Here is a 21,465-nt window from a genome sequence, read left to right as displayed (position 1 = left end):
CATCAAGCATCGACGATCGTGCGGGTGCCTGCAACGGTGTACCCGGCCTCGACGATGGCGCTGCCGAGCTTATCCGCATTCTCGCTGGACTGGACGCGCACGCGCCCCACATCGAGATCGACATCGACGTGCGCCCCGGCGTCGAGCGAGCGGATCGCCTTCGTTACGGCGCCCACGCAGTGCTGACAGCTCATGCCTTCAACTTGGAATTCGATCATTGCAAGGTTCCTTTTCGAAAGGGGGAGAGGGATGCCGACAGGGACACGGCGACTCAGCGCGCCGGCCCGCTTCCCTGAAGCGTATACCTTCCCGTGATGGGAAGGTATACGCTTTCCATCGTCAACTCGGAGGATGTGATGAATATTGGGGAAGCCGCTCGCGAATCGGGCGTGACAGCCAAAATGATCCGCTATTACGAAAGCGTCGACCTGCTCGCGCCGAAAGGCCGCACGGACGCGGGGTATCGCGTCTATGGCGAGCAGGAAGTCCATACCCTACGCTTTATCCGCCAGGCGCGGCACCTCGGCTTTTCGGTCGACGATATCCGCAAGCTCTTGGGACTTTGGCAGGACCGCTCGCGCGCGAGCGCGGAAGTGAAGGCGATCGCCCTTCAACACGTAGCCGATCTAGAGCGCCGCATCGCCGAACTGTCGGAAATGCGCGACACGCTGACTCATCTCGCCCACCACTGTCACGGCGATGCGCGTCCCGATTGTCCGATTCTCGACAGCTTGGCCAACGCCGATCCATGGCACGACGGCGGGCGAAGCCACCACGCGCACGGGGAGTGAGCGACATCGGCAAATGCACACTCTTGGTGCATTCTGGACGCCAAAACGACTTCTGCGCACCATTCCATTTCGGAATGCACATCATTCGAGCATTTCACTCGCAATTTCAGCCAAGGTCTTTATAATCCGGGTTAACCCTTTTACGGGAAATCCCTGATCGCGATCCGCCGGGGACGTGGCCCGACCCTTGGAGAACATCATGTTTGCGTACCTCATCGAAAAGCTCAGCAACTGGTTTGAATCGGCCGAACGTACTCGCCGCGAAGAGTACCTCGCATCGTCGACGGACATTGAGGACTTGGAGCGCCGCCTGCGCTCGCTCGAAGCACAGGGCTACTAATGCCTGAGCCGAGCAAAGCTCGGCTGCGCTAGAGCCCCAGCGCTGGCGCCCGCGCGTCCACGCGCGACGAAGTGACCATTGCAAGCCTCGCGATTTCCGCGAGGCTTTGTCGTATGGAGCGCTTGTGCGGACAATGTCTCCTTCCGATGCGATCGAATGCTATCAAGGCGCCGGCGCATCGGTGTCGAGGGGCGAGGGGGGGGCAAGGCGACTAGCGCGAAGATCGCCGCCGCGCTAAGGTGTGACTATTCGCCACGCACCTATCGCCGCATGCCGTCGGCCCTAGCGGCGCGGTGCATTTTCTCGGACCGTTCCATGCGTTTCCACGCTTCGACCTGCCTGCGCCTCCTCGCGTGTGCGACGGCCTACCTCGCGCTCATCGGCGTCGCGTCGCCAGCCGCGGCCGGAGGGCAACCGATCGAGCTCGGGACGCAGACGGGCATCCATGACGGCCAAAGCGGGATCGTGCTCGATACGCAGACGGGCATCCACGATGGCCAAAGTGGCGTCGTGCTGCAAAACGCCCCGTTGTCGCGAGCGCCGATGGTGCCCGCGCAGCAACTACCGACGCTCGAGCAGCCAGACGCGGCAGGCGGGCAGCCTCCCATCGTCGTCGCCCCTTATATCGCGCTTCCAGGCGCCAAGGCGGCGACGCCCGGTGCCGGCGCGGCGTATCGCGCGTCCTCCGGGAATCGGCAATAGTCCCGCGGCGATCGCGGTGGCACCGCGGCCGGGCGCTCGCCGCCCGAGTGCCGCCGATGACACTCGATACCCGGTACCTGTGCCCTCCCGCAGTGCCACGCTACGCCACCGCGATCAAGCGATGCGCGACTCCAGCTTGAACTGTGCCGTTTCGTCTTGGCCTAGCGCTCGGACGAGATACGGCAGCGTTTCCTTCAGCGCCCCGGCGAGCGTGTAGGGCGGGTTCAGGATGAACATTCCGCTGCCGAAGAGTCCGTAGCCATCCTCCGGCGGTTTGCTGACCGTCAACGTGGCGTGCAGCCAGTTGGTCTGCTGCAGCTGTTTCAACTGCTCGGGAAAGCGCTGCGATTCGACGCGCGAGACTTGCGGATACCAGATCGCGTAGACGCCCGTCGCGAACCGTTTCAAGCTTTCCTCGAGGCAGGTGATCGTGCGCGCGTAGTCGCGCTTGTCCTCGAACGACGGATCGACGAGCACGAGCGCGCGCCGCGGCGGGGGCGGCAGCAATGCTTTGATGCCGTCGAAGCCATCTCCCGCATAGAGCATCGCGCGACGGCCCGCATCGCGGAAATTGTGGCGCAGGACATCGATCTCGGTGCTGTGCAGTTCGAACAACCGCATCCGATCCTGCTCCCGCATCAAGCGCCAAGCGAGATAGGGCGAGCCGGGGTAGTAGCGCAACTGACCGTCCGCGTTCAACGCACCGACTTGCTCGACGTAATCTTGTAGCGCGGCCGGCAGGTCGCTGCGCTTCCAGAGCTTGGCGATGCCCGTTTCGAACTCCGCCGTCTTCTGCGCGTAGCCCTCGGCCAAGGAATACACGCCCGCGCCCGCGTGTGTGTCGATATACCAGTAGGCTTTGTCCTTTTGGCCGAGGTAGCGCAGCAACTGCACGACGACGGCATGTTTGAGGACATCGGCGTGATTGCCTGCGTGGAAGGCGTGGCGGTAGCTGAGCATACGGGCGGTGAGCGGTTCAGGCCAAGGTAGGTTCGCGGAACAAGCGCGGGCAGTTGCGTTCGGCGCGGCGGCGCTCGCGTGTCCGTTCGAGCCTAGCTTGCGCTCGGCGCGAACGGGGCGCGTATTGTACGGCACCACGGCACCACGGCACCACGGCACCACACGGCGTGCCAGCACGGCACGCACCAACGATGTCGCGCGCCGCCGCATCAATCACCGGTGCTCGTCGCCTGCGATCTCCTCGATTCTTTGACGAATTTCTGGTGTGCTGCGCGCAGCAACGTCCGCCGCTTTCATGTTTTCCGCGATTTGCTCGACTCGGGAGGCGCCGGTGATCACGGTGCTGACGTTCGGGTTCTTCAGCACCCAGGCGATCGCCAACTGACCGATGCTGCACCCGAGCTCCTGCGCGACCGCTTCGAGCCGGGCCACGCGTTCGTTCTTCTCGGCGTCGGTCAGATGCGCGCGCAACCAATCGTAGCCTTGCAATTGCGCGCGGCTGCCGGACGGCACGCCGCCTCGGTATTTTCCGGTCAGCAGCCCCGACGCGAGCGGGCTCCATGTGGTCAGGCCGAGCCCGATGTCTTCGTAAAGCCGCTTGTATTCCTGCTCGACACGCTTACGGCAAAAAAGGTTGTACTGCGGCTGCTCCATCACGGGTTTGTGCAGATGATGCCGTTCCGCGATTTCATAGGCGGCGCGGATTTCGTCCGCGCTCCATTCCGAGGTGCCCCAATAAAGCGCCTTGCCGCGCGTGATCATGTCGCTCATCGCCCACACGGTTTCTTCGATCGGCGTATTCGGATCGGGACGGTGGCAGAACACGAGATCGACGTAGTCGAGTTGCAGACGCGCGAGCGAACCGTCGATGGCGTTGTGCAGGTACTTGCGATTGAGCGTGTGATATTGATTGGGCGCCTCGCGCAAGCCCCAATAGAATTTCGTGGAGATCACGTAGCTCACGCGCGGCCACGCGAGTTCCTTCAACGCATGCCCCATGATTTCCTCGGATTTGCCACCCGCGTAGACTTCGGCGTTGTCGAAGAAATTCACGCCCGCGTCGCGTGCCGCGGCGAGCGATTCGCGCGCGAGGCCGCGGTCCACTTGATTGCCGTACGTGACCCACGAGCCCAAAGACAGCTCGCTGACTTGCAGGCCGGAACGGCCGAGTCGCCGGTAGTTCATGCATCCTCCAGGAAGTTCGAAGCAGGGTGATCGACAGCGAGAGCTTAATCCGATTCGCGATGGGTCGCGCGCAGGCTGGCCGTTGGGGCACAATAGCGCAGTCGGCGGTGGCGCCCAATTCGGCCGAAAGTTATATGAAATCGTGCCGGCTTGCCGCGCGTCATGCGCCATGGTCTCATTGTCCACGCACGCTTGAGAGGTGACGAATGTCGTCGTTGAATACGAATCTGAACGGAAAGGCCGCGGTGGTGACGGGCGCGGCAAGCGGGATCGGCAAGGAAATTGCCCGGACGCTCGCGGCGCAAGGCGCGGCCGTGGCGATCGCCGATCTGAATTTGGCCGGCGCGCAGGCCGTCGCGGAAGAGATTCGCGCCCAGGGAGGCAAGGCAATCGGCATTGCGATGGACGTCACCGATGAAGACGCCGTCAATCGCGGCGTCGACGAAGCGGCGGCGCAGCTCGGCTCCGTCGACATTCTCGTGTCGAATGCGGGCATCCAGATCGTCAACCCGATCGAAAGCTATAGCTTCTCCGATTGGAAGAAGATGCAAGCGATTCACGTCGATGGCGCCTTCCTCACGACGAAGGCCGCACTCAAGCACATGTACAAGGGCGATCGCGGCGGCGTGGTCATCTATATGGGATCGGTGCACTCGCACGAGGCGTCGCCTTTGAAATCGGCCTACGTCGCGGCCAAGCATGCGCTGCTCGGCCTCGCGCGCGTCCTTGCGAAGGAGGGGGCCGCGCATAACGTGCGCTCGCACGTCGTCTGCCCCGGCTTCGTGCGCACGCCCCTAGTGGACAAGCAAATCCCCGAGCAGGCGAAGGAACTCGGCTTGACCGAACAAGAAGTGATCAAGCGCGTCATGCTGGGCCAGACGGTCGACGGCGTGTTCACCACCGTCGAAGACGTGGCGCAAACCGTGCTGTTCCTCTGCACGTTCCCGAGCGCCGCGCTGACGGGCCAGTCGTTCATCGTCTCGCACGGTTGGTGCATGAAATAAGGAGGAAGCATGGGGGAGCGCAAGGCAACCCGTATTCGCGCGAACGCTGCATCGGCGGATACCGGACATGCAGCGGGCGCAGCGCACGGCGGCACGGCACGAGCCGCGCCGTCCCTCTCCTTGCCTCCCTATCAGACGGTGGCGCTGGTCCTTCAAGGCGGAGGGGCGCTCGGCGCCTATCAGGCGGGCGTCTACGAAGGCCTGCACGAAGCCGGCGTCTTGCCCAATTGGATCGCCGGCATTTCGATCGGCGCGATCAACACGGCGATCATCGCCGGCAATGCTCCCGAGCACCGTGTCGCCAAGCTGAAGACGTTCTGGAATATGGTGTGCCAGCCCGCCTACGGCTTCCCGGTGCCGCCGGCCGTCGAACACGCGTTTTTCGATTCTTCCGCGCCCGTGCGCACGGCCTTTACGACGATGCAGGCGTTGAGCGCGCTCGTCGACGGTCAAAAGGGCTTCTTCGTGCCGCGCATGCCGCCGCCGCTGCCGTTCACGCAAGGCACGCCGGGCACCGCGAGCTGGTACGACACCGGGCCGCTGAAGTCGACGCTCGAACGCTTATGCGACTTCGACCGCATCAATTCGGGCGAAACGCGTGTATCGATCGCGGCGGTCAATGTCGGCACAGGCAATTTCGCCTACTTCGACAATCAGCATACGACGCTGCGGGTCGAGCACTTCATCGCGTCCGGTTCGCTGCCGCCGGGCTTCGCAGCGACGGAGATCGACGGCGAGTACTACTGGGACGGCGGGTTGATGTCGAATACGCCGCTGTCCGAAGTCGTTCAGGCCACCCCGCGCCGCGACACGCTGGCGTTCCAAGTCGATCTGTGGAGCGCCCGAGGGCCCGTGCCGACGAACCTGACGGACGTGCAAGGGCGCATGAAGGACATCCAGTACTCGAGCCGCACGCGCCTAGTGACGGACATGCTGCAGCATTCGCAGCGATTCCGGCATGTGCTGCGCGAGGTGCTCGCGCGCGTTGCACCGGGCCATCGGGACGATCAGTGGTGCAAATTGGCCGAGGAACTGTCGTCGTCGCACCGGTACAACGTGTTTCAGTTGGTCTACCGCGACAAGGAATTCGACGGCAATTTCAAGGATTATCAATTCGGCTTGTCGACGATGAACGCGCATTGGACATGCGGGCTACGCGATATCCGCGACAGCTTGGCGCAACCGGGCTGGCTCGACATGCCCGATAACGACGCCGGGTTCGTCACGCACGATATCCATCGCGATCAGCGTTGAATGAAATAGCGCCCCCGAAGGGGCGCTATTTCATTCACGTGTGGGATGCCGCGTGCGGAACGCGGCTCACGCGCGCGTTGCTTGCGCGTGTTTCCCTTACTTCAGCACGTGCGCGACGGCGTTTGCCACGACATCGATGTTGCGCGTGTTCAGTGCCGCCACGCAGATCCGGCCCGTACCGACGGCATAGATGCCGAACTCTTCGCGCAGGCGGTCGACTTGGGCCGAGGTCAAGCCCGAGTACGAGAACATGCCGCGCTGCGCATTCACGAAGCTGAAATCGCGCGTGACGCCGGCGCTCTTCAGGCGCTCGACGAGGCCGCCGCGCATTGCCCGAATGCGGTCGCGCATCTCTCCGAGCTCTTGCTCCCACATCGTGCGCAGCGCGGGCGTGCCGAGCACCGTCGCCACGATTGCGCCGCCGTGCGTGGGCGGGTTCGAATAGTTCGTGCGGATCACTCGTTTCACCTGCGACAGCACGCGCGCGCCTTCGTCCTTGCTGTCGGTGATGATGGACAGCGCGCCCACGCGCTCGCCGTACAGCGAGAACGATTTCGAGAACGACGACGAGACGAACACGTTCAGTTCGGCCGCGGCGAACAGGCGCACAGCGGCGGCGTCGGCATCGATGCCGTCGCCGAAGCCTTGGTAGGCGATGTCGAGGAACGGCACGAGGTTACGTGCCTTCACCACTTCGACGATCCGCTGCCATTGCGCCTCGGTGAGGTCGACGCCCGTCGGGTTGTGGCAGCAGGCGTGCAGCACGACGATCGTGCCTGCCGCGTAGCTCGTCAGCGCGCCGAGCATCGCTTCGAAATTGACGCCGTGCGTTTGCGCGTCGTAGTACGGGTAGGCGACGACTTCGAAGCCGGCGCTTTCGAACAGCGCACGGTGGTTTTCCCAGCTCGGATCGCTGATCGCGACCTTCGCGTTCGGGTTGAGGCGCTTCAGGAAATCGGCGCCGATCTTCAGCGCGCCCGTCCCGCCGAGCGCCTGCGCCGTCACGACGCGGCCTGCCGCGATCAGCGGCGATGCGTCGCCGAGCAGCAGCTTTTGAACGGCGGCATCGTAAGCGGCAATCCCTTCGATCGGCAGGTAGCCGCGCGGCAGCGACTGCTCGACGCGCGCTTTTTCAGCTTCGCGAACGGCGCGCAGCAGCGGGATCTTGCCTTCCTCGTTCGTGTAGACGCCAACGCCGAGGTTGACTTTGGTCGGGCGCGGATCGGCGTTGAAGGCCTCGTTGAGGCCGAGGATCGGGTCGCGGGGGGCGAGTTCGACGGAGGAGAACAGGGACATGGTGTCTTTCGGCGGTAGTAAGGAACTGAAACTGGCACGCACTGCATGCGCCGTTCGAATCCGCCGATGGATGCCACGGCGGACGGCAGCCGGAGCGAGTCGGTTCGGCGGGCGCGGAATACGTGATTGTAACGAATCCTGCCCCCGCGTTCGCACGCTTTTGATGCACGGTGGCGGATAGGCATGAACGATCGTGCACTTTTTGCCGGACCAAGTGCACCGATGTGGGCGTCCGGCGGCCGAAGCGGTCGCGCGACGGCCCTGCGCGGGGAGCGCTGCCCGGCCGCACGCGAAACGCTAGAATGGTTGTTTTGTCGGCGAAGGAAGCCCCTTTCCATGCCCGAAGCTCAGATTCATGCCGCCGAAGCCCTCGACGAATCGAAGTTCGTCGAGTACGAGGGCTCGCCGTTTCATTTGTATCAGCCGTATCCGCCGGCTGGGGACCAGCCGAATGCCATCGCTCAGCTCGTCGAAGGCATCGAGGACGGTCTCTCGTACCAGACGCTGCTCGGCGTGACGGGCTCGGGCAAGACGTTCACGATGGCCAACCTGATTGCCCGGCTCGGGCGGCCGGCGATCGTCTTCGCGCCGAACAAGACGCTCGCCGCGCAGTTGTATTCGGAATTTCGCGAGTTCTTTCCGCGCAATGCCGTCGAGTACTTCGTTTCGTACTACGACTATTACCAGCCCGAGGCGTATGTCCCGCAGCGCGACTTGTTCATCGAGAAGGATTCGTCGATCAACGAGCACATCGAGCAAATGCGTCTATCGGCCACCAAGAGCCTGATGGAGCGGCGCGACGTGGTGATCGTGGCAACCGTGTCGGCGATTTACGGCATCGGTAACCCGAGCGAATATCACAAGATGATCTTGACGCTGCGCACGGGCGACAAGATCGGTCAGCGCGACGTGATCGCGCGCCTGATCGCGATGCAATACAACCGCAACGAAGCCGATTTCCAGCGCGGCGCGTTCCGTGTGCGCGGCGATACGATCGACGTCTTTCCGGCCGAGCATGCGGAGATGGCGTTGCGCATAGAGCTGTTCGACGACGAAGTGGAGTCGCTGCAACTGTTCGATCCGCTGACGGGGCGGGTGCGGCAAAAGATCCTGCGCTTCACGGTCTATCCGTCCTCGCATTACGTGACGCCGCGCGAAACGGTCATGCGCGCCGTGGAGACGATCAAGGAGGAGTTGCGCGAGCGCCTCGAATTCTTCCATACCGAGGGCAAGCTCGTCGAGGCACAGCGCCTCGAGCAGCGCACGCGCTTCGATTTGGAGATGCTGCAGGAGCTCGGCTTTTGCAAAGGCATCGAGAATTACACGCGGCATTTTTCGGGCGCGGCGCCGGGCGAGCCGCCGCCGACGCTCGTCGACTACCTGCCGAGCGACGCCCTGATGCTGCTCGACGAATCGCACGTGCTGATCGGACAGCTCAATGCAATGTACAACGGCGACCGTTCGCGCAAGGAAAACCTCGTCCAGTACGGGTTCCGGCTGCCTTCGGCGCTCGATAACCGGCCGCTGAAATTTCCCGAGTTCGAGCGCAAGATGCGCCAGGCCGTTTTCGTCTCGGCCACGCCGGCCGATTATGAAAAGAAGAAGACGGGGCAGGTCGTGGAGCAGGTGGTGCGGCCGACGGGCCTCGTCGATCCGGCCGTGCAGGTGCGCCCCGCGCGCACGCAGGTGGACGACGTGCTCAGCGAGATCAACGTGCGCGTCGGCGTGAACGAGCGCGTGCTCGTGACCGTCCTCACGAAACGGATGGCGGAGCAGCTCACGGAGTTTCTGGCCGATCACGGTGTCAAGGTGCGCTACCTGCATAGCGATATCGACACCGTCGAGCGTGTCGAAATCATTCGCGACTTGCGGCTCGGCGCATTCGACGTGCTCGTGGGCATCAACTTGCTGCGCGAGGGGCTCGACATCCCGGAGGTGTCGCTCGTGGCGATTCTCGATGCGGACAAGGAAGGCTTCTTGCGCGCCGAGCGTTCGCTGATTCAGACGATCGGCCGCGCCGCGCGCAACGTGAACGGCACGGCCATTCTGTACGCGGACACCATCACCGATTCGATGCGGCGGGCCATCGACGAAACCGAGCGGCGGCGCGCAAAGCAGATCGCCCACAACGAGGCGATGGGCATCACGCCGCGCGGCGTCGTCAAGAAGGTCAAGGACATCATCGACGGGGTCTACAACGCGGACGAAGCGCGCGCGGAGCTCAAGGAGATGCAGCAGCGCGCGAAATTCGAGGACATGTCCGAGCGCGATCTCGCCAAGGAGATCAAGCGCCTCGAGAAACAGATGATGGAACACGCCAAGAATCTCGAGTTCGAAAAGGCGGCGGCGGCGCGCGATCAGTTGGCGGTGCTGCGCGAGCGTGCGTTCGGCGCGAACGTCGGCGATTCCGTCGCCGGGCCCAACTGAGGAGGGCTCGTCGCTCGTCGTCCCTCGTCCCTTGCTCCTTGCCTGGGCGACCCTATGCGCGCAAGGGTCGCTTGGTCCCCGCGGGGCATTCGTGTACACTTACTGCTGATTGATAATCGTTCGCATTTGCGTTTGTGTTCGTGTTAAGACAAAAACAGGAGTTTTCGATGCAGCGTTCCACCTGGATCATGAGCGGCGTGGCGGCCGTGGCGGCGATGACCGCAATCGCGGCTTCGGCGGCCGAGTATCCGATCGGCAAACCTCAGGTGCAGGGCGGCATGGAGATCGGCGCGGTCTATCTGCAGCCGGTCACGATGGATCCCGAAGGGATGATGCGCAAGGCGTCGGATTCCGACATTCACCTCGAAGCCGACATTCACGCGGTCAAGAACAATCCCACCGGTTTTGCCGAAGGCGATTGGATGCCTTATCTGCAAGTCCACTACGAACTGAAGAAGGTGGGCGGCACGCAAACGATCAAGGGCGATCTGATGCCGATGGTGGCGAGCGATGGCCCGCACTATGGCGACAACGTCAAGCTGTTCGGCCCGGGCAAGTACCACCTGACGCTCGTGATCGAGCCGCCGATGCAAACGGGGCATATGGCGTTCGGCCGCCACGTCGACAAGGAAACGGGGGTCGGCCCGTGGTTCAAGCCGATCACGCTGCAATACGATTTCCCGTTCGCCGGCATCGGCAAGAAGGGCGGCTATTGAGTCGTCCGGCTCGGCATAGGAGAGCAACAGCATGAAATTGCATTGGAAAGCCGCATTGGCAGGTTTGGTTGCCGTCGCCGCCATGGCCGCGCACGCCGACGATGCGGTGACGGTCAAGCTCGAGATGGCCGACGGCAAGCTGACGCCCGCGCGAATCGAAGTGCCGGCGGGCAAGCGCATCCGCATCGAGGTGCACAACGCAGGCAAGGGCGCCGCCGAGTTCGAAAGCGTCGAGCTGCGCAAGGAAAAGGTCCTTGCGCCGGGCGCGGAGTCGGTGGTCGTCATCGCCCCTCAATCGCCCGGCGAATATAAGTTCTTCGACGATTTCCACCAGTCGGCGCGTGGCGTCATCGTCGTCAAGTAAGGGTTTTCGCGCGCGGCGGTGGAATGCCGCGCGCTCGGAGAATAAGAGATGGGCCAGATATTGTTCGTCGTGTGGCGTGAAAGCGTCGAGGCTCTGCTCGTCGTGGGCATTCTTTACGCGTGGCTGAAGAATGGCGACGCCGACGCGCGGCGCGGGTTGCCGTATCTGTGGGCGGGCGTAGGGGCCGGCGTGCTGGCAGCCATCGCGCTCGGCGCGGCACTCGTGGGCTTCAGCGAAGTCTTGTCGGGCGATGCGGCCGACTACTTCCAGACGGGCATGGTGCTGGTCGCATGCGTGCTGATCGTTCAAATGGTCTTGTGGATGAAGCGTCACGGGCGCACGCTGAAACGCGACATGGAGCGCACGCTGCAACAGAGCACGCGCAACGGCAATGGCTGGGGCGTCGCGGTCCTCGTCGCGCTGGCGATCGCGCGCGAGGGCAGTGAAACGGTCATCTTTCTCTACGGGCTCGGCCTCGGGCAATCGGGCCACGTGAACCACGGCGACATCCTCGCGATCGTGCTCGGCCTTGGCTTGGCCTTCCTGACGTTCTACGTGCTGCAACTGGGTGGCCGCGTGTTTTCCTGGCGCCATTTCTTCCGCGTCACAGAGATCATGTTGCTGTTGCTGGGCGCGGGTCTGCTGCAGACGGGCGTCGACAAGCTCATCGACAAAGAGATATTGCCGCTCGGCATCTCGCAGGTGTGGGATAGCTCGAGGCTGCTCGACGATTCGAGCACCGTCGGCTCGTTGGTTGCCGCATTGACGGGCTACCGCGCTCACCCGGCGCTGACCAATCTCGTTGCCTACGCACTGTATTGGCTCGTCGTCGGATGGCTCGCTCGGCGCGCCGGCCGCGTGCCGAGCGCCGCAGCCGGGCGCACCGCATGAGCTCGCCGGCGCTTTCCGCCGCCGTCGATCAGGGAAGGCTCGCGCGCGTCGGCGCGTGGATGCAGCGCAATGGTGCGGTCATTCGCGCGATTCAATGGGTCGTCGTCGCGGTCTACGCTTTTTTGATCATCGTGCCGGCCTGCCTGCCGCTGCCCGGCGATTCGGCGCATCTTTGGAACAATCTGACATTGGCCGCCCAGTTCGTCTTTTGGGGTATTTGGTGGCCGTTCGTCTTGCTGTCGATGGTCCTGCTCGGCCGCGTCTGGTGCGGCGTGCTGTGCCCCGAGGGCGCGCTGGCCGAGTTCGCCAGCCGCCACGGGCGCGGACGGGCGATTCCGCGCTGGATGCGGTGGGGCGGGTGGCCATTCGTCGCATTCGGCCTCACGACCATTTACGGCCAGATGGTCAGCGTCTACCAATATCCGCTTGCCGTGCTGCTCGTGCTGGGGGGGTCGACGGTAGGGGCCATGATCATCGGCTTTCTCTATGGGCGCGAGAAGCGCGTCTGGTGCCGCTACCTGTGCCCCGTGAACGGGGTGTTTTCGCTATTGTCGCGGCTGGCGCCGTTTCACTTCCGCGTCGACGAGGCGGCCTGGCGGCGCTCATATACGTCGGGCGAGCGCGGTCATCGCGTGATTCCGATCAACTGTGCGCCCTTGGTGCCGTTGCGGAGCATGAAGGGCGCGGCGCCGTGCCACATGTGCGGCCGGTGCAGCGGCCATCGCGACGCGATCGCGCTGACATGGCGTTCGCCCGCGCAGGAGGTCGTCGAACTGGGCCGCGATGCGGGCAACGGCTGGGACACCGCGCTGATCCTGTACGGCTTGCTGGGTGTTGCGATCGGCGCGTTTCACTGGACGGCGAGCCCATGGTTCGTCCAAATCAAGCAATACCTTGCGGCTTGGCTGATCGACCACGACTTCACGTGGATGCTCGACACCAACGCCCCGTGGTTCCTGTTCACGCATTACCCGGAGCAGAACGACGTCTTTTCCTGGCTCGACGGCACGCTGCTGATCGCCTACATCCTCGCGACGGCACTCGTTTACGGCACGGCGCTGCTCGTGCTCGTCGCCGCCGCCACGCGCATGCTGGGCCGGTTCGATCGAGCGCGTTTGCACCATCTGACGCAGGCGCTCATTCCTCTGGCGGGCGCAGGCGTGTTCTTGGGGCTATCGGCCACCACGTTGTCGCTGCTGCGCGCCGAGCACGTGCCGCTCGATTGGGCCTCGACGGTTCGCATTGCGGTGCTAGCGATCGCCAACGCGTGGAGCGCATGGCTCGCATGGCGCGTCACGGGCCGCTATACCGCGAACATCGCCTCGAGAGCGGGCGCGATGGCGTTCTTCATCGCGGCTTTGGCTGCGGCCGATAGCGCATGGTGGCTCATGTTCTGGGGCTTTGCGCAGTAACGATCGAACTCAACGCGAATGCAGCGAGAACGGAGCGAAAAAGGGAGCGACGGAATAGGGAAACCTAGCTCGACAAAACGCGAAACTCGCGGCGATTGCCCGTGCACTCGCGTTCGCTAGATGCGAAATGCCGAACGTGTGTCCGGCATTTCATATCTCGTATTTCAAGAGAGAGGCGAAGGGAAGCGAAAGGAAGTAACGAGAAGCAACGAAGGGGCGCAAAAAAAGCGGCATGGCTGGCTGCAACGCTGCTGAAGGAGGAGGCACGAAGGGGTCTAGACTTACGTGCTTGACGTTGCGCTGGCTACTGCCTAACACCTCTTAGGGAGGTGGTCCCCACAATACACGGTACTTACTTCGTCAGGATCAGCTTCCCGAGACGGGTTGCTCGTAACTGGTATCGCTCGCCATTGTGAGCGATGAAAACGTGGCTACGCCCTTGCAATAAGTGGTCGCTCGACAGCGTGCGTTCGGTCGCACCCTCGTTGCCTTCTTGCCGAGAATCGACACGGCGTGTGGCCGCAGCGGCTGCTGCGTCATTCGAACGGGAGCGAGCTAAGGGACTCATGGACGTTCTCAACGTTAGCGTACGCTGGCGCGTGGGTTCACTCATGCTTGGGGCATTGCTTGTTCGATTCGATAAGACGAATTATAAATGAGAATCATTATCGATTGTAAAAAACAAATTCATTGAGATAGGTGGCTGATAGGGGCCGACCATCGTGGCGTCGATGGTCGGCTTGGGCCGAGCGTGAGGGCGTGCGGTGGGTTGCCGCCGCCGCTCACTCGCTCAATGAAGCGGGTTCGACTGCGTCGGTTGACGCGCGTACTCGCGGATGAGCCGCACGGTATCGATGTCTGCCTCGCGGTAAGCCGACTTCACGATCTCGCTCGTTTGCCGATCGTCTTCGGTATCGGGTGTAGGCAGTGTCGTGGCGTACTCGAACCGCAGAAAGAGCTGTAGTTCATCGGGCTGCTCGATCGTCATCGTGAGCGAGCCGCCCACGTGCGTTTCCGTCGCGAGGATGTCGTAGCGCACGCTTTCGTGCGGCATCAGCGTCACACGATCGCGCACCGTTGCATGACCGTAGTGCAATTCCCGCTCGAGCGTATCGGCGGTGCGCGAGACGATCGTGCAGCTGTCTAGCCCCAGCACGAAAAGCTGCGGCTGTTCGGCGCGAAGGACGAGTCCTTCCCATAACTGGGCGCGCGTGAGCACTTCGACGAGCGGGTTCAGTGGATCGTTGACCTGGACGAGATGTTCGAAATTCAAGGGGCGTTCCTTCGGCTTCAAGTGCGGCGGTCGGGTACTTTACGCCTCGTCGGGCGTGGCCGGCAACGTTGCGACGAGCCCCGTATCGATCGCGATCGGGCGCGTCAATATCTTATGGACGGGGCAGGCGTTGGCCACCTGCAGCAACCGCTCGCGTTGCTCGTCGCTCAACTCGCCGTGCAAGACGATTTTGCGGTCGATCTTGGAGCCTTGATCGCCGGTCTGCATAGAAAGCGATACCTGAACGTCTTCAAGCGGCCAACCCTTGCGCTGCGCATACATTTTCAACGTAATGGACGTGCATGCTCCCAGTCCTGATAGCAAGAGCGATACCGGAGTGGGTGCGCGGTCGCCGCCGCCGAGCGACACGGGTTCGTCGGCGTGCCACAAATGATGGGCGCCGTCATCGAACGTGACTTGATAGTTCGGTGTGCCGATGGTTGCCGTAACAACGCGCTCGCTCATGCCTGTCCTCCTGGTGGGGGCAATGGAGCGGCTATTGTGACGCAATTCGCCGCCATACGTGGTGAACGGTATGGGCACATCGTCGGCGGTCGAGGCGCCTGAGCAAACCTGGGATGACCGGGAACGGACCTGAGGCGCAAGAGCGGCCGCTATCGAGCCGCCCCGGCGCCTGCTTAGGTTCAACGAGCGATTTCGCCCATCCGCCCGGCTTGGTAGTCGACGATCGCTTGCCGGATTTCGTCTTCCGTGTTCATGACGAACGGCCCGTGCCGGACGATTGGCTCATTGAGCGGCACGCCGCCGATGAGCAGCACGTCGAGCGGCTCGGTGCCGGCGGCCAACGTCACCGCGTCGCCGTCGTCGCCAAAAATCACCATCCGTTGCGCGCCGATTTCGCGCTGTTCGTCGCCGTACCGTCCTGCACCGCTCAGCGCGTAGGCGAAGACGCGATAGGCGGCCGGCACCGGCTGCACGATCGATGCACCCGGCTCCAGCGTAAAGTGCTGATAGAGAATCGGCGTGCGCGTTTCGATCGCCGCCGCCACGCCGAGCGCTTCGCCCGCGATGACCTTGACCCGAACCTTGCCGTCGCTCGTCGTGGCTGTCGGGATGCGCTCCGATGGAATTTCCTGGTAGCGTGGCGCAATCATCTTGTCGCGGCGGGGCAGATTCACCCACAGTTGCAGCCCGTGCACGCGGCCACCTGTGCGGGCGAAGGCGGGATCGGGCATTTCGCTGTGCACGACGCCCCTGCCTGCGGTCATCCACTGCACGTCGCCGGGGCGAAGCACTCCCGAGTGGCCCGCCGAGTCTTCGTGCGCGAAGCTGCCTTCGAGCGCATACGTTACGGTCTCGAAGCCGCGATGGGGATGATCGGGCGCACCTTTGGCCGCGCCGGGCGCGTAATCGACAGGGCCCATTTCGTCGAGCAGCAAAAACGGATCGAAGTCCATTAACATGCGTGTCGGGAACGGCCGATGAACGATGAAGCCGCCGCCTTCCACCGTGCGGACGGCCGCGATCGTGTTGCGGATCGTGCGGGAGGTAGTCATGAAAAGTGCCTCTGAAGGACGCACTCTGTGCGTCGCATGGGAATGTGAGGTCTATTATATGGACGGCTCCGCGCCCCTTTTAGCCGTCCCCAGAGCAATGGATTGTCCTACCGTTGGAACGATGAGATGCAACTCGATTCGCAGAATCTGAACGACCTCATGTACTTTGCGCAGGTCGTCGAGCACGATGGCTTTTCGGCGGCGGAGCGCGCGCTCGGCGTGTCGAAGTCCCGGTTGTCGCGGCGCGTCGCCGAGCTCGAAACCTCGCTCGGTGTGCGGCTGCTGCAGCGCTCCACGCGCAAGCTCGCCTTGACCGAGGCCGGCGAGCGTTTCTATCGGCATTGCCAAGTGATGCTCTCCGAGGCGCAGGCCGCGATGAACGCGGTGCAGGAGCTGCGCGCCTCGCCGCGCGGCACGGTGCGCGTGAGCGTCCCGGTCACGGTCTCGCAGACGATTCTCTCGGGCATCCTCCCCGAGTTTTTGCTGCAATATCCCGAGGTGCGCGTATCGATTCGTGTGACCAATCGCGTCATCGATCTCTATGAGGATTCGGTCGACGTCGCGCTGCGCGTGCGCTCGGACCCGCCCGACAATGCGAACATCGTCGTGCGGCCGCTGTGGCGCACGCATCAGATGCTCGTCGGTGCGCCGAGCTTGCTTGCGCAAAACGCGCCGCCCGTTGCGCCAGCCGATCTCGCGCGCTTCCAGACGCTTGATACGCCGAGCGCCGACGGCCGGCACGTTTTTCATTTGACGGCGCCCGATGGTCGCAAATATGTTCACGAGCACGAGCCGCGTCTCATCACGGCCGATTTGGCGTCCATACGCGAAGCGGTGCTGGAAGGGGTAGGGATCGCCGCGCTCCCGCAGATGATGTATGGCGCCGCGCTGCGCACGGGGCAACTTTCGCCGGTCATGCCGGGCTGGAGTTTGCCGACTCCGCAGTTGTCCGCTGCGTTCATTTCGCGGCAGGGGATGGTGCCGGCCGTGCGCGCATTCGTCGATTTCCTCGTCGAGAAACTCGACGAGGCCGATCATACGACGATGGAATGCCCGACTCACCAGCAGGTGCTGGCGCTGCAAATGGCGAATGCCGAAAGCCGCGAAACACCCGCAGTCGTGATCGAGCCGGCTCGCTGATGAGACGCATGACGCACGCGCGCCGCCTCGCGCGGCCGGCGCGATAAGGCGGCGGCCGAATCGCTTTTGACATTGGGAGTGGCCGGGGCGATCGGTAGTTTCAATGGCCGGTGTCTTGAAGCGTCGGGCTTCGGAGCCTATATTGAAGTGCCTTTCGCGTTGGGGCGTCCAGCGCGAAACCAAACGGCTGCTCTTATAGCAAGCCGGATAGGGCCGACCGCGAGGTCCGTGCACGGCACGGCGATCGCATGCGGTGCTCGAACCAGTCCGATGGGATGTGAGCCCGCCGCCCGAAGGCGCCGCGTGCGCACGAAAAAAGGCCCTCATCGCCCGATGAGGGCCTTTTACTTAAGTAAGCGATGTTTTTCCTCAATGCGGACGCGGTTCCGTCACGAACCCGATCTGCGTCAGCCCGCTTTCTTGTGCCGCCGACATCACCTCGGCCACTCGCTCGTAGGGCACCTTTCGATCGGCGCGCAACCTGAGCTGGGGCTGCGGATTCGTCTTTGCCGCGCGCTCGAGCGCCGCGTGCAAATCGGCATCGTCGACGTTCTTGCCGTCCCAAGCGAGGGAGCCGTCGGCTCGCACGGCCACGTCGACATGCGCCGGCTTGATGTCTTGTTGCACGCTGCCGACGTGGGGCAGATCGAGCTTGATCGCGTGCTCGATAGCGGGAATCGCAATGAGAAAAACGATCAGCAGCACCAACATGACGTCGATCAATGGCGTCATGTTGATTTCGCCCATCAGCGCTTCATCTGTATCGTCTTCGAATAACGGCATCGCCATGTTTCGCTCCCGGGCGATCAGTTCGCGCGCGTTGCCACGCGCAGCGTCGGCGCCGTCACCGGCGCAACGCGTGCGCCCGTGACGAAGTAGGCGTGCAGGCTATGCGCGAAGCGGCGCAAGCTGCCGACGATCGCTCGGTTCGATCGCGTGAGCGCGTTGTAGCCCAACACCGCCGGAACGGCGACGACGAGCCCGAACGCCGTCATGATCAGCGCTTCGCCGATGGGGCCTGCGATGCGGTCGATCGATGCCTGGCCGCTTTCGCCGATGGCGATCAGCGCGTGATAAATGCCCCAAACGGTGCCGAACAAGCCGACGAAAGGCGCCGTGCCGCCAATCGACGCGAGCACCGCAAGGCCGCGCTGCATTTGCGCGATGCCATCGTCCATCGTGTCTTTCAGGCAACGCGTGATCCAGTCCGACACGTCGAGCCGATCGTGCAGATGCGGGCGCGTGCGTTGGTGGTGATCCGCCGCTTCTTGACCCGACAGCGCTAGCGCGAGGAACGGATTGCGTTCCCGAGCGGGTAGTGCGCGTGTCAGCGTATCGATGCCCGTTGCGAAATCGTCCGAATGCCAGAACTCGCGCTCGGCGTTTTTCGTCAATCGGCCGAGGCGGACGATGTTCCAGCCTTTGATGACGATGACCGTCCATGACAATACCGACATCGTCAGCAGCGTGAGCGCGATGGCGCGCGTGACGAGATCGCCTTGAGCCCAAGCGTGGGCCAGACCGTAGCTTTGCATGTGTACGTCCTCTTCTTTTCGCTAAAGTGAGTTCAGTCGTCGTCGAGCCCGAACGTGAATGCTTGCGTATAGGAAACGCGCAGGGGTGAGCCGTTTTCGACGTAGGGCTGGCATGCGCTTTGGCGCAGCGCCGCGACGGCGGCGTCGTCGAGCCGGGGAAAGCCGCTGCTCTTGACGAGCGTGACGGCTTCGATGGCGCCCGTCGTGCCGATGACGAACCGCACGGCGGCCGTTCCGGTCTCCTCGCGACGTCGCGACAGTTCCGGATAGGCCGGTTTGACGATGCGGCAATCAGCATGCTGGACGTGCTTCGGTGCCGCGATCGCCAGCGTTTCACGCGCGGCGGGGGCCGCGGTTGCCGATGCGCTTGCGGCGGCGGCTGCCTGCGCTGCTGTGGTTTGTGCGCTGGGGGCTGCCTGCGTTGGCTGAGCCGCTGCTGCCGCAACTGTGGGGCTAGGCGCCAATGCAGGGGGCACGGCAGGGGCCGGTGTGGCGGGGCGCAACGGTGGGCGCGGGACAGGCGGCGCAGTTTTTACGTGCTGCTTCAGGGGCTCGGACTTCACGGACTCGGGCTTCACGGGCGGCGCGGGCACGGATTGCGCGGCAGTGGGGGGCGCATCCGACTGCTGACTGAGCAACTTCGCGACGATAGCCGTCGACTGAACGGCGCGCGGCGCCGGCTCGTGCTTCGTCGTCATGAAGACGGCGATCAGCGCGACGTGAGCGAGCGCGACGGCGAGCAAAGTGGGGACGATACGCGAACGCGGCATGCCGAGCGGTGTTGCCGGACCCGCGCCGGCGACGACAGGAGACGAAGCTTGCATCTTAGCGTGGAGCGGATGCGCTGCGTTCAGCGCGTTGAGTGACACGCTGCCGCTTCATGGGCGGCAGACCAGCAAAGAGATACACAGTGTCGCGACAAAACCAATGAGCAATTCCATCTCGGGCTCCACGAGCGAAACGAGCGGCTGCTGGCTGAAGCGAACTGGCGTGCCGACCAAAAAGACGGGAAGGGCGAAGGACGCCGGAAACTCAGGCGGCCTTGCGCTCGTAGAACGTGACCTGCATGGGTTGCGACGGAACGTGGCGCTCGACGCCGCATTGGCTTTCACAGACGCCGCACTGCGCCATGACCTCGCGCACGGACTCTTCGCATTTGCCGCAGCAGGTGGCAACCGCGAGCTCGAACTGCAACTCTTCGAACGTGTCCGCGCCTTCCGCGATGGCAGCGCGGATCTTGCGGTCGGAAACGGACTTGCACACGCAGACGATCATGACTGAAGCGAAGCTAAAACGTTAATGCGAACTATTATCATTACGTTTTGCGTACTTGGCAAGCAGGGCGTCCGATTTTTTGTAACAGACGGCGCGTTCGATCGCGTCCTAATTCTTGAATGAAATGGGGCAGCCGCAAGGCGGCCTGTGTTTCACGCGACGTACGAGCAGCCGGGCGACGTGCCGTGTGTCGTGATCGACACTTTTTCCACCGGGGCATCGAGGCCGAGCAGCGTGGACGCCAGTTGGCGCATGTGGCGGCCTTCGTCCGTCGAGCAAAGCCGCGGCGCCGCGGGCTGCCGATCAGGCGGCGCGCGCAGGCCCTGAGCCTCCAGCACACGTTCGAGCTGTTTCGCGATGGCCGCGCTCGTATCGACGAGGGCCAGGCGTCCCCCGGCAAGCTCGCGGATCGCGGCGTCGAGAAATGGGTAGTGCGTGCAGCCCAGCACGAGGGTGTCGGCACCGGCGGCAAGCATCGGGTCGATATAGCGCGCGAGCAGGGCGCGCACTTCCAACGTGTCTATCTCGCACCGCTCCACGGCTTCCACGAGCCCATGGCCCGGCTGGCAGATGAAGCGGCAATCGGCCGCATGGCGTTCGATCAACGATCGGAACCGTTCGCTGCGAAGGGTCACCTGCGTAGCGAGCACGCCCGCGATGCGCGACTTCGACTGGCTGGCCGCGGGCTTGATGCCGGGCTCCACGCCGATGATCGGAATCGCCAACCGCTCGCGCGCGAGCGCGATCGATTCGGCCGTTGCCGTGTTGCAGGCGACGACGAGCGCCTTCGCCCCTTGCGAGACGAGCCATGCACCGATCGCGAGCGTGCGCTCGGAGATGAATGCGTTATCGCGCAGGCCGTAGGGCGCATGCAGCGAATCCGCGACGTACACCAGCGCTTCGTGCGGCAACTGCGCGCTGATTGCCCGCAGCACCGACAATCCGCCGAGCCCCGAATCGAAGATGCCGATCGGGGCCCGGTTGCCGCCCGGCGCGGTGGATACCGTGGAGCGCTCGGATTCTGGCGAGGGCGCGTCGTGCGATAGGGTCATGGCCGGCTAGGCGAGAGACAGAGGCGGCGTGGAGCGGGGAGCGTCGAAGCGTCCGCGCGATCAGGAGCCCGAGGGCGCGCCCATCGCCGACTGCTGATAGTTCTGGATGCCGACCTTATCGATGAGATCGAGCTGCGTCTCGAGCCAATCGATGTGCTCTTCGGTGTCGTCCAGGATCGTCGAGAAGATCCCGCGCGAGACGTAATCTCGCACCGACTCGCAATAGGCGATCGCCTCTTTGCAGGTCGCTTGCGAGCCTTGCTCGAGCTTGAGATCGCATTCGAGGATTTCTTTCGTTTCCTCGCCGATCAAGAGCTTGTGCAGATCTTGC

General features: G+C 63.5%; 25 protein-coding genes. 11 read left to right on the top strand and 14 right to left on the bottom strand.

All coding sequences use genetic code 11. The features are described from left to right. Window positions 1–2 precede the first annotated feature (2 nt). Window positions 3–218, bottom strand: coding sequence for a heavy-metal-associated domain-containing protein (locus ACTHNZ_RS02230; protein WP_440540859.1), 216 nt, complete (start codon window positions 216–218; stop codon window positions 3–5). 138 nt (window positions 219–356) lie between these two features. Between ACTHNZ_RS02230 and cueR the strand changes: the two genes are divergently transcribed. The 3 genes from cueR to ACTHNZ_RS02215 all read left to right on the top strand — a co-directional run bounded on the left by cueR (window position 357) and on the right by ACTHNZ_RS02215 (window position 1,833). Continuing rightward, entirely contained in the window at window positions 357–791 is a 435-nt protein-coding gene (cueR, locus tag ACTHNZ_RS02225) for a Cu(I)-responsive transcriptional regulator (protein WP_440540858.1), read from the top strand. Between the two features lie 199 nt (window positions 792–990). Beyond that, entirely contained in the window at window positions 991–1,131 is a 141-nt protein-coding gene (locus ACTHNZ_RS02220; RefSeq protein ID WP_440540857.1) for a DUF3563 family protein, read from the top strand. A 315-nt stretch (window positions 1,132–1,446) separates the two neighbouring features. Next, the gene (locus ACTHNZ_RS02215; RefSeq protein WP_440540856.1) at window positions 1,447–1,833 is read left to right on the top strand and encodes a hypothetical protein; all 387 of its coding nucleotides are present in this window, start codon (window positions 1,447–1,449) and stop codon (window positions 1,831–1,833) included. Between the two features lie 114 nt (window positions 1,834–1,947). Here the strand turns inward: ACTHNZ_RS02215 and ACTHNZ_RS02210 are convergent, their stop codons facing one another. After that, complete coding sequence (locus tag ACTHNZ_RS02210) at window positions 1,948–2,793, bottom strand: 23S rRNA (adenine(2030)-N(6))-methyltransferase RlmJ (RefSeq protein WP_440540855.1); 846 nt, start codon at window positions 2,791–2,793, stop codon at window positions 1,948–1,950. Between the two features lie 213 nt (window positions 2,794–3,006). Then, window positions 3,007–3,978 (bottom strand): potassium channel beta subunit family protein, encoded by a 972-nt coding sequence (locus ACTHNZ_RS02205; protein WP_440540854.1) that lies wholly within the window; start codon window positions 3,976–3,978, stop codon window positions 3,007–3,009. Window positions 3,979–4,184: 206 nt separating this feature from the next. Between ACTHNZ_RS02205 and ACTHNZ_RS02200 the strand changes: the two genes are divergently transcribed. Next, window positions 4,185–4,982, top strand: a complete 798-nt coding sequence (locus ACTHNZ_RS02200) for a 3-hydroxybutyrate dehydrogenase (protein WP_440540853.1) — start codon at window positions 4,185–4,187, stop codon at window positions 4,980–4,982. Between the two features lie 9 nt (window positions 4,983–4,991). Continuing rightward, entirely contained in the window at window positions 4,992–6,236 is a 1,245-nt protein-coding gene (locus tag ACTHNZ_RS02195; protein ID WP_440540852.1) for a DUF3734 domain-containing protein, read from the top strand. 96 nt (window positions 6,237–6,332) lie between these two features. Here ACTHNZ_RS02195 and ACTHNZ_RS02190 read toward each other — a convergent pair whose 3' ends face one another. After that, on the bottom strand, window positions 6,333–7,532 hold the full coding sequence (locus ACTHNZ_RS02190; RefSeq protein ID WP_440540851.1) for an amino acid aminotransferase: 1,200 nt from the start codon (window positions 7,530–7,532) through the stop codon (window positions 6,333–6,335). Window positions 7,533–7,868: 336 nt separating this feature from the next. Between ACTHNZ_RS02190 and uvrB the strand changes: the two genes are divergently transcribed. The 5 genes from uvrB (at window position 7,869) to ACTHNZ_RS02165 (ending at window position 13,342) form a co-directional block, all read left to right on the top strand. After that, the gene (gene uvrB / locus ACTHNZ_RS02185) at window positions 7,869–9,959 is read left to right on the top strand and encodes an excinuclease ABC subunit UvrB (RefSeq protein WP_440540850.1); all 2,091 of its coding nucleotides are present in this window, start codon (window positions 7,869–7,871) and stop codon (window positions 9,957–9,959) included. Window positions 9,960–10,126: 167 nt separating this feature from the next. Then, complete coding sequence (locus tag ACTHNZ_RS02180) at window positions 10,127–10,675, top strand: iron transporter (RefSeq protein WP_440540849.1); 549 nt, start codon at window positions 10,127–10,129, stop codon at window positions 10,673–10,675. Between the two features lie 31 nt (window positions 10,676–10,706). After that, window positions 10,707–11,039 carry a cupredoxin domain-containing protein gene (locus tag ACTHNZ_RS02175; protein ID WP_440540848.1) on the top strand — a complete coding sequence of 111 codons (333 nt, stop codon included), beginning with the start codon at window positions 10,707–10,709 and terminating at the stop codon, window positions 11,037–11,039. A 48-nt stretch (window positions 11,040–11,087) separates the two neighbouring features. Beyond that, window positions 11,088–11,930 (top strand): FTR1 family iron permease, encoded by an 843-nt coding sequence (locus ACTHNZ_RS02170; protein ID WP_440540847.1) that lies wholly within the window; start codon window positions 11,088–11,090, stop codon window positions 11,928–11,930. Further along, window positions 11,927–13,342, top strand: coding sequence for a 4Fe-4S binding protein (locus ACTHNZ_RS02165; RefSeq protein ID WP_440540846.1), 1,416 nt, complete (start codon window positions 11,927–11,929; stop codon window positions 13,340–13,342). Before ACTHNZ_RS02170 ends, ACTHNZ_RS02165 begins: the two co-directional genes overlap by 4 nt. A 352-nt stretch (window positions 13,343–13,694) precedes the next feature. Here the strand turns inward: ACTHNZ_RS02165 and hemP are convergent, their stop codons facing one another. The 4 genes from hemP to ACTHNZ_RS02145 form a co-directional block, all read right to left on the bottom strand. Further along, entirely contained in the window at window positions 13,695–13,955 is a 261-nt protein-coding gene (gene hemP / locus ACTHNZ_RS02160) for a hemin uptake protein HemP (RefSeq protein ID WP_440540845.1), read from the bottom strand. 177 nt (window positions 13,956–14,132) lie between these two features. Further along, window positions 14,133–14,615, bottom strand: a complete 483-nt coding sequence (locus ACTHNZ_RS02155) for an SRPBCC family protein (protein WP_440540844.1) — start codon at window positions 14,613–14,615, stop codon at window positions 14,133–14,135. 39 nt (window positions 14,616–14,654) lie between these two features. Then, window positions 14,655–15,080, bottom strand: coding sequence for an OsmC family protein (locus ACTHNZ_RS02150; protein ID WP_440540843.1), 426 nt, complete (start codon window positions 15,078–15,080; stop codon window positions 14,655–14,657). Window positions 15,081–15,259: 179 nt separating this feature from the next. Beyond that, window positions 15,260–16,132, bottom strand: a complete 873-nt coding sequence (locus ACTHNZ_RS02145; protein WP_440540842.1) for a pirin family protein — start codon at window positions 16,130–16,132, stop codon at window positions 15,260–15,262. Window positions 16,133–16,258: 126 nt separating this feature from the next. On the opposite strand from ACTHNZ_RS02145, the gene ACTHNZ_RS02140 reads away from it, so the two are divergent. Then, window positions 16,259–17,272, top strand: a complete 1,014-nt coding sequence (locus ACTHNZ_RS02140; RefSeq protein ID WP_440540841.1) for a LysR family transcriptional regulator — start codon at window positions 16,259–16,261, stop codon at window positions 17,270–17,272. A gap of 369 nt (window positions 17,273–17,641) precedes the next feature. Here ACTHNZ_RS02140 and ACTHNZ_RS02135 read toward each other — a convergent pair whose 3' ends face one another. The 6 genes from ACTHNZ_RS02135 to ACTHNZ_RS02110 all read right to left on the bottom strand — a co-directional run. Further along, window positions 17,642–18,061, bottom strand: a complete 420-nt coding sequence (locus ACTHNZ_RS02135; RefSeq protein WP_440540840.1) for an ExbD/TolR family protein — start codon at window positions 18,059–18,061, stop codon at window positions 17,642–17,644. A 17-nt stretch (window positions 18,062–18,078) separates the two neighbouring features. After that, window positions 18,079–18,807: a MotA/TolQ/ExbB proton channel family protein gene (locus ACTHNZ_RS02130; RefSeq protein WP_440540839.1), complete on the bottom strand. Its 729-nt coding sequence runs from the start codon at window positions 18,805–18,807 to the stop codon at window positions 18,079–18,081. A 32-nt stretch (window positions 18,808–18,839) separates the two neighbouring features. Then, the gene (locus tag ACTHNZ_RS02125) at window positions 18,840–19,676 is read right to left on the bottom strand and encodes an energy transducer TonB (RefSeq protein ID WP_440540838.1); all 837 of its coding nucleotides are present in this window, start codon (window positions 19,674–19,676) and stop codon (window positions 18,840–18,842) included. 163 nt (window positions 19,677–19,839) lie between these two features. Next, complete coding sequence (locus tag ACTHNZ_RS02120; RefSeq protein WP_440540837.1) at window positions 19,840–20,082, bottom strand: (2Fe-2S)-binding protein; 243 nt, start codon at window positions 20,080–20,082, stop codon at window positions 19,840–19,842. A gap of 152 nt (window positions 20,083–20,234) precedes the next feature. Further along, window positions 20,235–21,134 carry a glutamate racemase gene (murI, locus tag ACTHNZ_RS02115; RefSeq protein WP_440540836.1) on the bottom strand — a complete coding sequence of 300 codons (900 nt, stop codon included), beginning with the start codon at window positions 21,132–21,134 and terminating at the stop codon, window positions 20,235–20,237. Between the two features lie 60 nt (window positions 21,135–21,194). Beyond that, window positions 21,195–21,465, bottom strand: a 271-nt coding sequence (locus tag ACTHNZ_RS02110) for a ferritin-like domain-containing protein (protein ID WP_440540835.1), incomplete at its 5' end; no start/stop codon positions are given.

The sequence above is a fragment of the Trinickia sp. genome (assembly GCF_051953955.1).
In the GTDB taxonomy this organism is placed as follows: Bacteria; Pseudomonadota; Gammaproteobacteria; order Burkholderiales; family Burkholderiaceae; genus Trinickia.
This window is presented reverse-complemented; position numbering and strand designations above follow the sequence as displayed.

What these genes read in the sequence shown, in the direction of transcription:
- ACTHNZ_RS02220 (WP_440540857.1), top strand. Translation starts at nt 991, where the DNA reads ATGTTTGCGTACCTCATCGAAAAGCTCAGCAACTGGTTTGAATCGGCC.
- ACTHNZ_RS02200 (WP_440540853.1), top strand. Translation starts at nt 4,185, where the DNA reads ATGTCGTCGTTGAATACGAATCTGAACGGAAAGGCCGCGGTGGTGACG.
- ACTHNZ_RS02215 (WP_440540856.1), top strand. Translation starts at nt 1,447, where the DNA reads ATGCGTTTCCACGCTTCGACCTGCCTGCGCCTCCTCGCGTGTGCGACG.
- ACTHNZ_RS02145 (WP_440540842.1), bottom strand. Translation starts at nt 16,132, where the DNA reads ATGACTACCTCCCGCACGATCCGCAACACGATCGCGGCCGTCCGCACG.
- ACTHNZ_RS02170 (WP_440540847.1), top strand. Translation starts at nt 11,088, where the DNA reads ATGGGCCAGATATTGTTCGTCGTGTGGCGTGAAAGCGTCGAGGCTCTG.
- ACTHNZ_RS02120 (WP_440540837.1), bottom strand. Translation starts at nt 20,082, where the DNA reads ATGATCGTCTGCGTGTGCAAGTCCGTTTCCGACCGCAAGATCCGCGCT.
- ACTHNZ_RS02190 (WP_440540851.1), bottom strand. Translation starts at nt 7,532, where the DNA reads ATGTCCCTGTTCTCCTCCGTCGAACTCGCCCCCCGCGACCCGATCCTC.
- ACTHNZ_RS02140 (WP_440540841.1), top strand. Translation starts at nt 16,259, where the DNA reads ATGCAACTCGATTCGCAGAATCTGAACGACCTCATGTACTTTGCGCAG.
- hemP (WP_440540845.1), bottom strand. Translation starts at nt 13,955, where the DNA reads ATGAGTGAACCCACGCGCCAGCGTACGCTAACGTTGAGAACGTCCATG.
- cueR (WP_440540858.1), top strand. Translation starts at nt 357, where the DNA reads ATGAATATTGGGGAAGCCGCTCGCGAATCGGGCGTGACAGCCAAAATG.
- ACTHNZ_RS02195 (WP_440540852.1), top strand. Translation starts at nt 4,992, where the DNA reads ATGGGGGAGCGCAAGGCAACCCGTATTCGCGCGAACGCTGCATCGGCG.
- ACTHNZ_RS02180 (WP_440540849.1), top strand. Translation starts at nt 10,127, where the DNA reads ATGCAGCGTTCCACCTGGATCATGAGCGGCGTGGCGGCCGTGGCGGCG.
- ACTHNZ_RS02205 (WP_440540854.1), bottom strand. Translation starts at nt 3,978, where the DNA reads ATGAACTACCGGCGACTCGGCCGTTCCGGCCTGCAAGTCAGCGAGCTG.
- ACTHNZ_RS02130 (WP_440540839.1), bottom strand. Translation starts at nt 18,807, where the DNA reads ATGCAAAGCTACGGTCTGGCCCACGCTTGGGCTCAAGGCGATCTCGTC.
- ACTHNZ_RS02175 (WP_440540848.1), top strand. Translation starts at nt 10,707, where the DNA reads ATGAAATTGCATTGGAAAGCCGCATTGGCAGGTTTGGTTGCCGTCGCC.
- ACTHNZ_RS02230 (WP_440540859.1), bottom strand. Translation starts at nt 218, where the DNA reads ATGATCGAATTCCAAGTTGAAGGCATGAGCTGTCAGCACTGCGTGGGC.
- ACTHNZ_RS02150 (WP_440540843.1), bottom strand. Translation starts at nt 15,080, where the DNA reads ATGAGCGAGCGCGTTGTTACGGCAACCATCGGCACACCGAACTATCAA.
- ACTHNZ_RS02210 (WP_440540855.1), bottom strand. Translation starts at nt 2,793, where the DNA reads ATGCTCAGCTACCGCCACGCCTTCCACGCAGGCAATCACGCCGATGTC.
- uvrB (WP_440540850.1), top strand. Translation starts at nt 7,869, where the DNA reads ATGCCCGAAGCTCAGATTCATGCCGCCGAAGCCCTCGACGAATCGAAG.
- ACTHNZ_RS02135 (WP_440540840.1), bottom strand. Translation starts at nt 18,061, where the DNA reads ATGGCGATGCCGTTATTCGAAGACGATACAGATGAAGCGCTGATGGGC.
- ACTHNZ_RS02165 (WP_440540846.1), top strand. Translation starts at nt 11,927, where the DNA reads ATGAGCTCGCCGGCGCTTTCCGCCGCCGTCGATCAGGGAAGGCTCGCG.
- murI (WP_440540836.1), bottom strand. Translation starts at nt 21,134, where the DNA reads ATGACCCTATCGCACGACGCGCCCTCGCCAGAATCCGAGCGCTCCACG.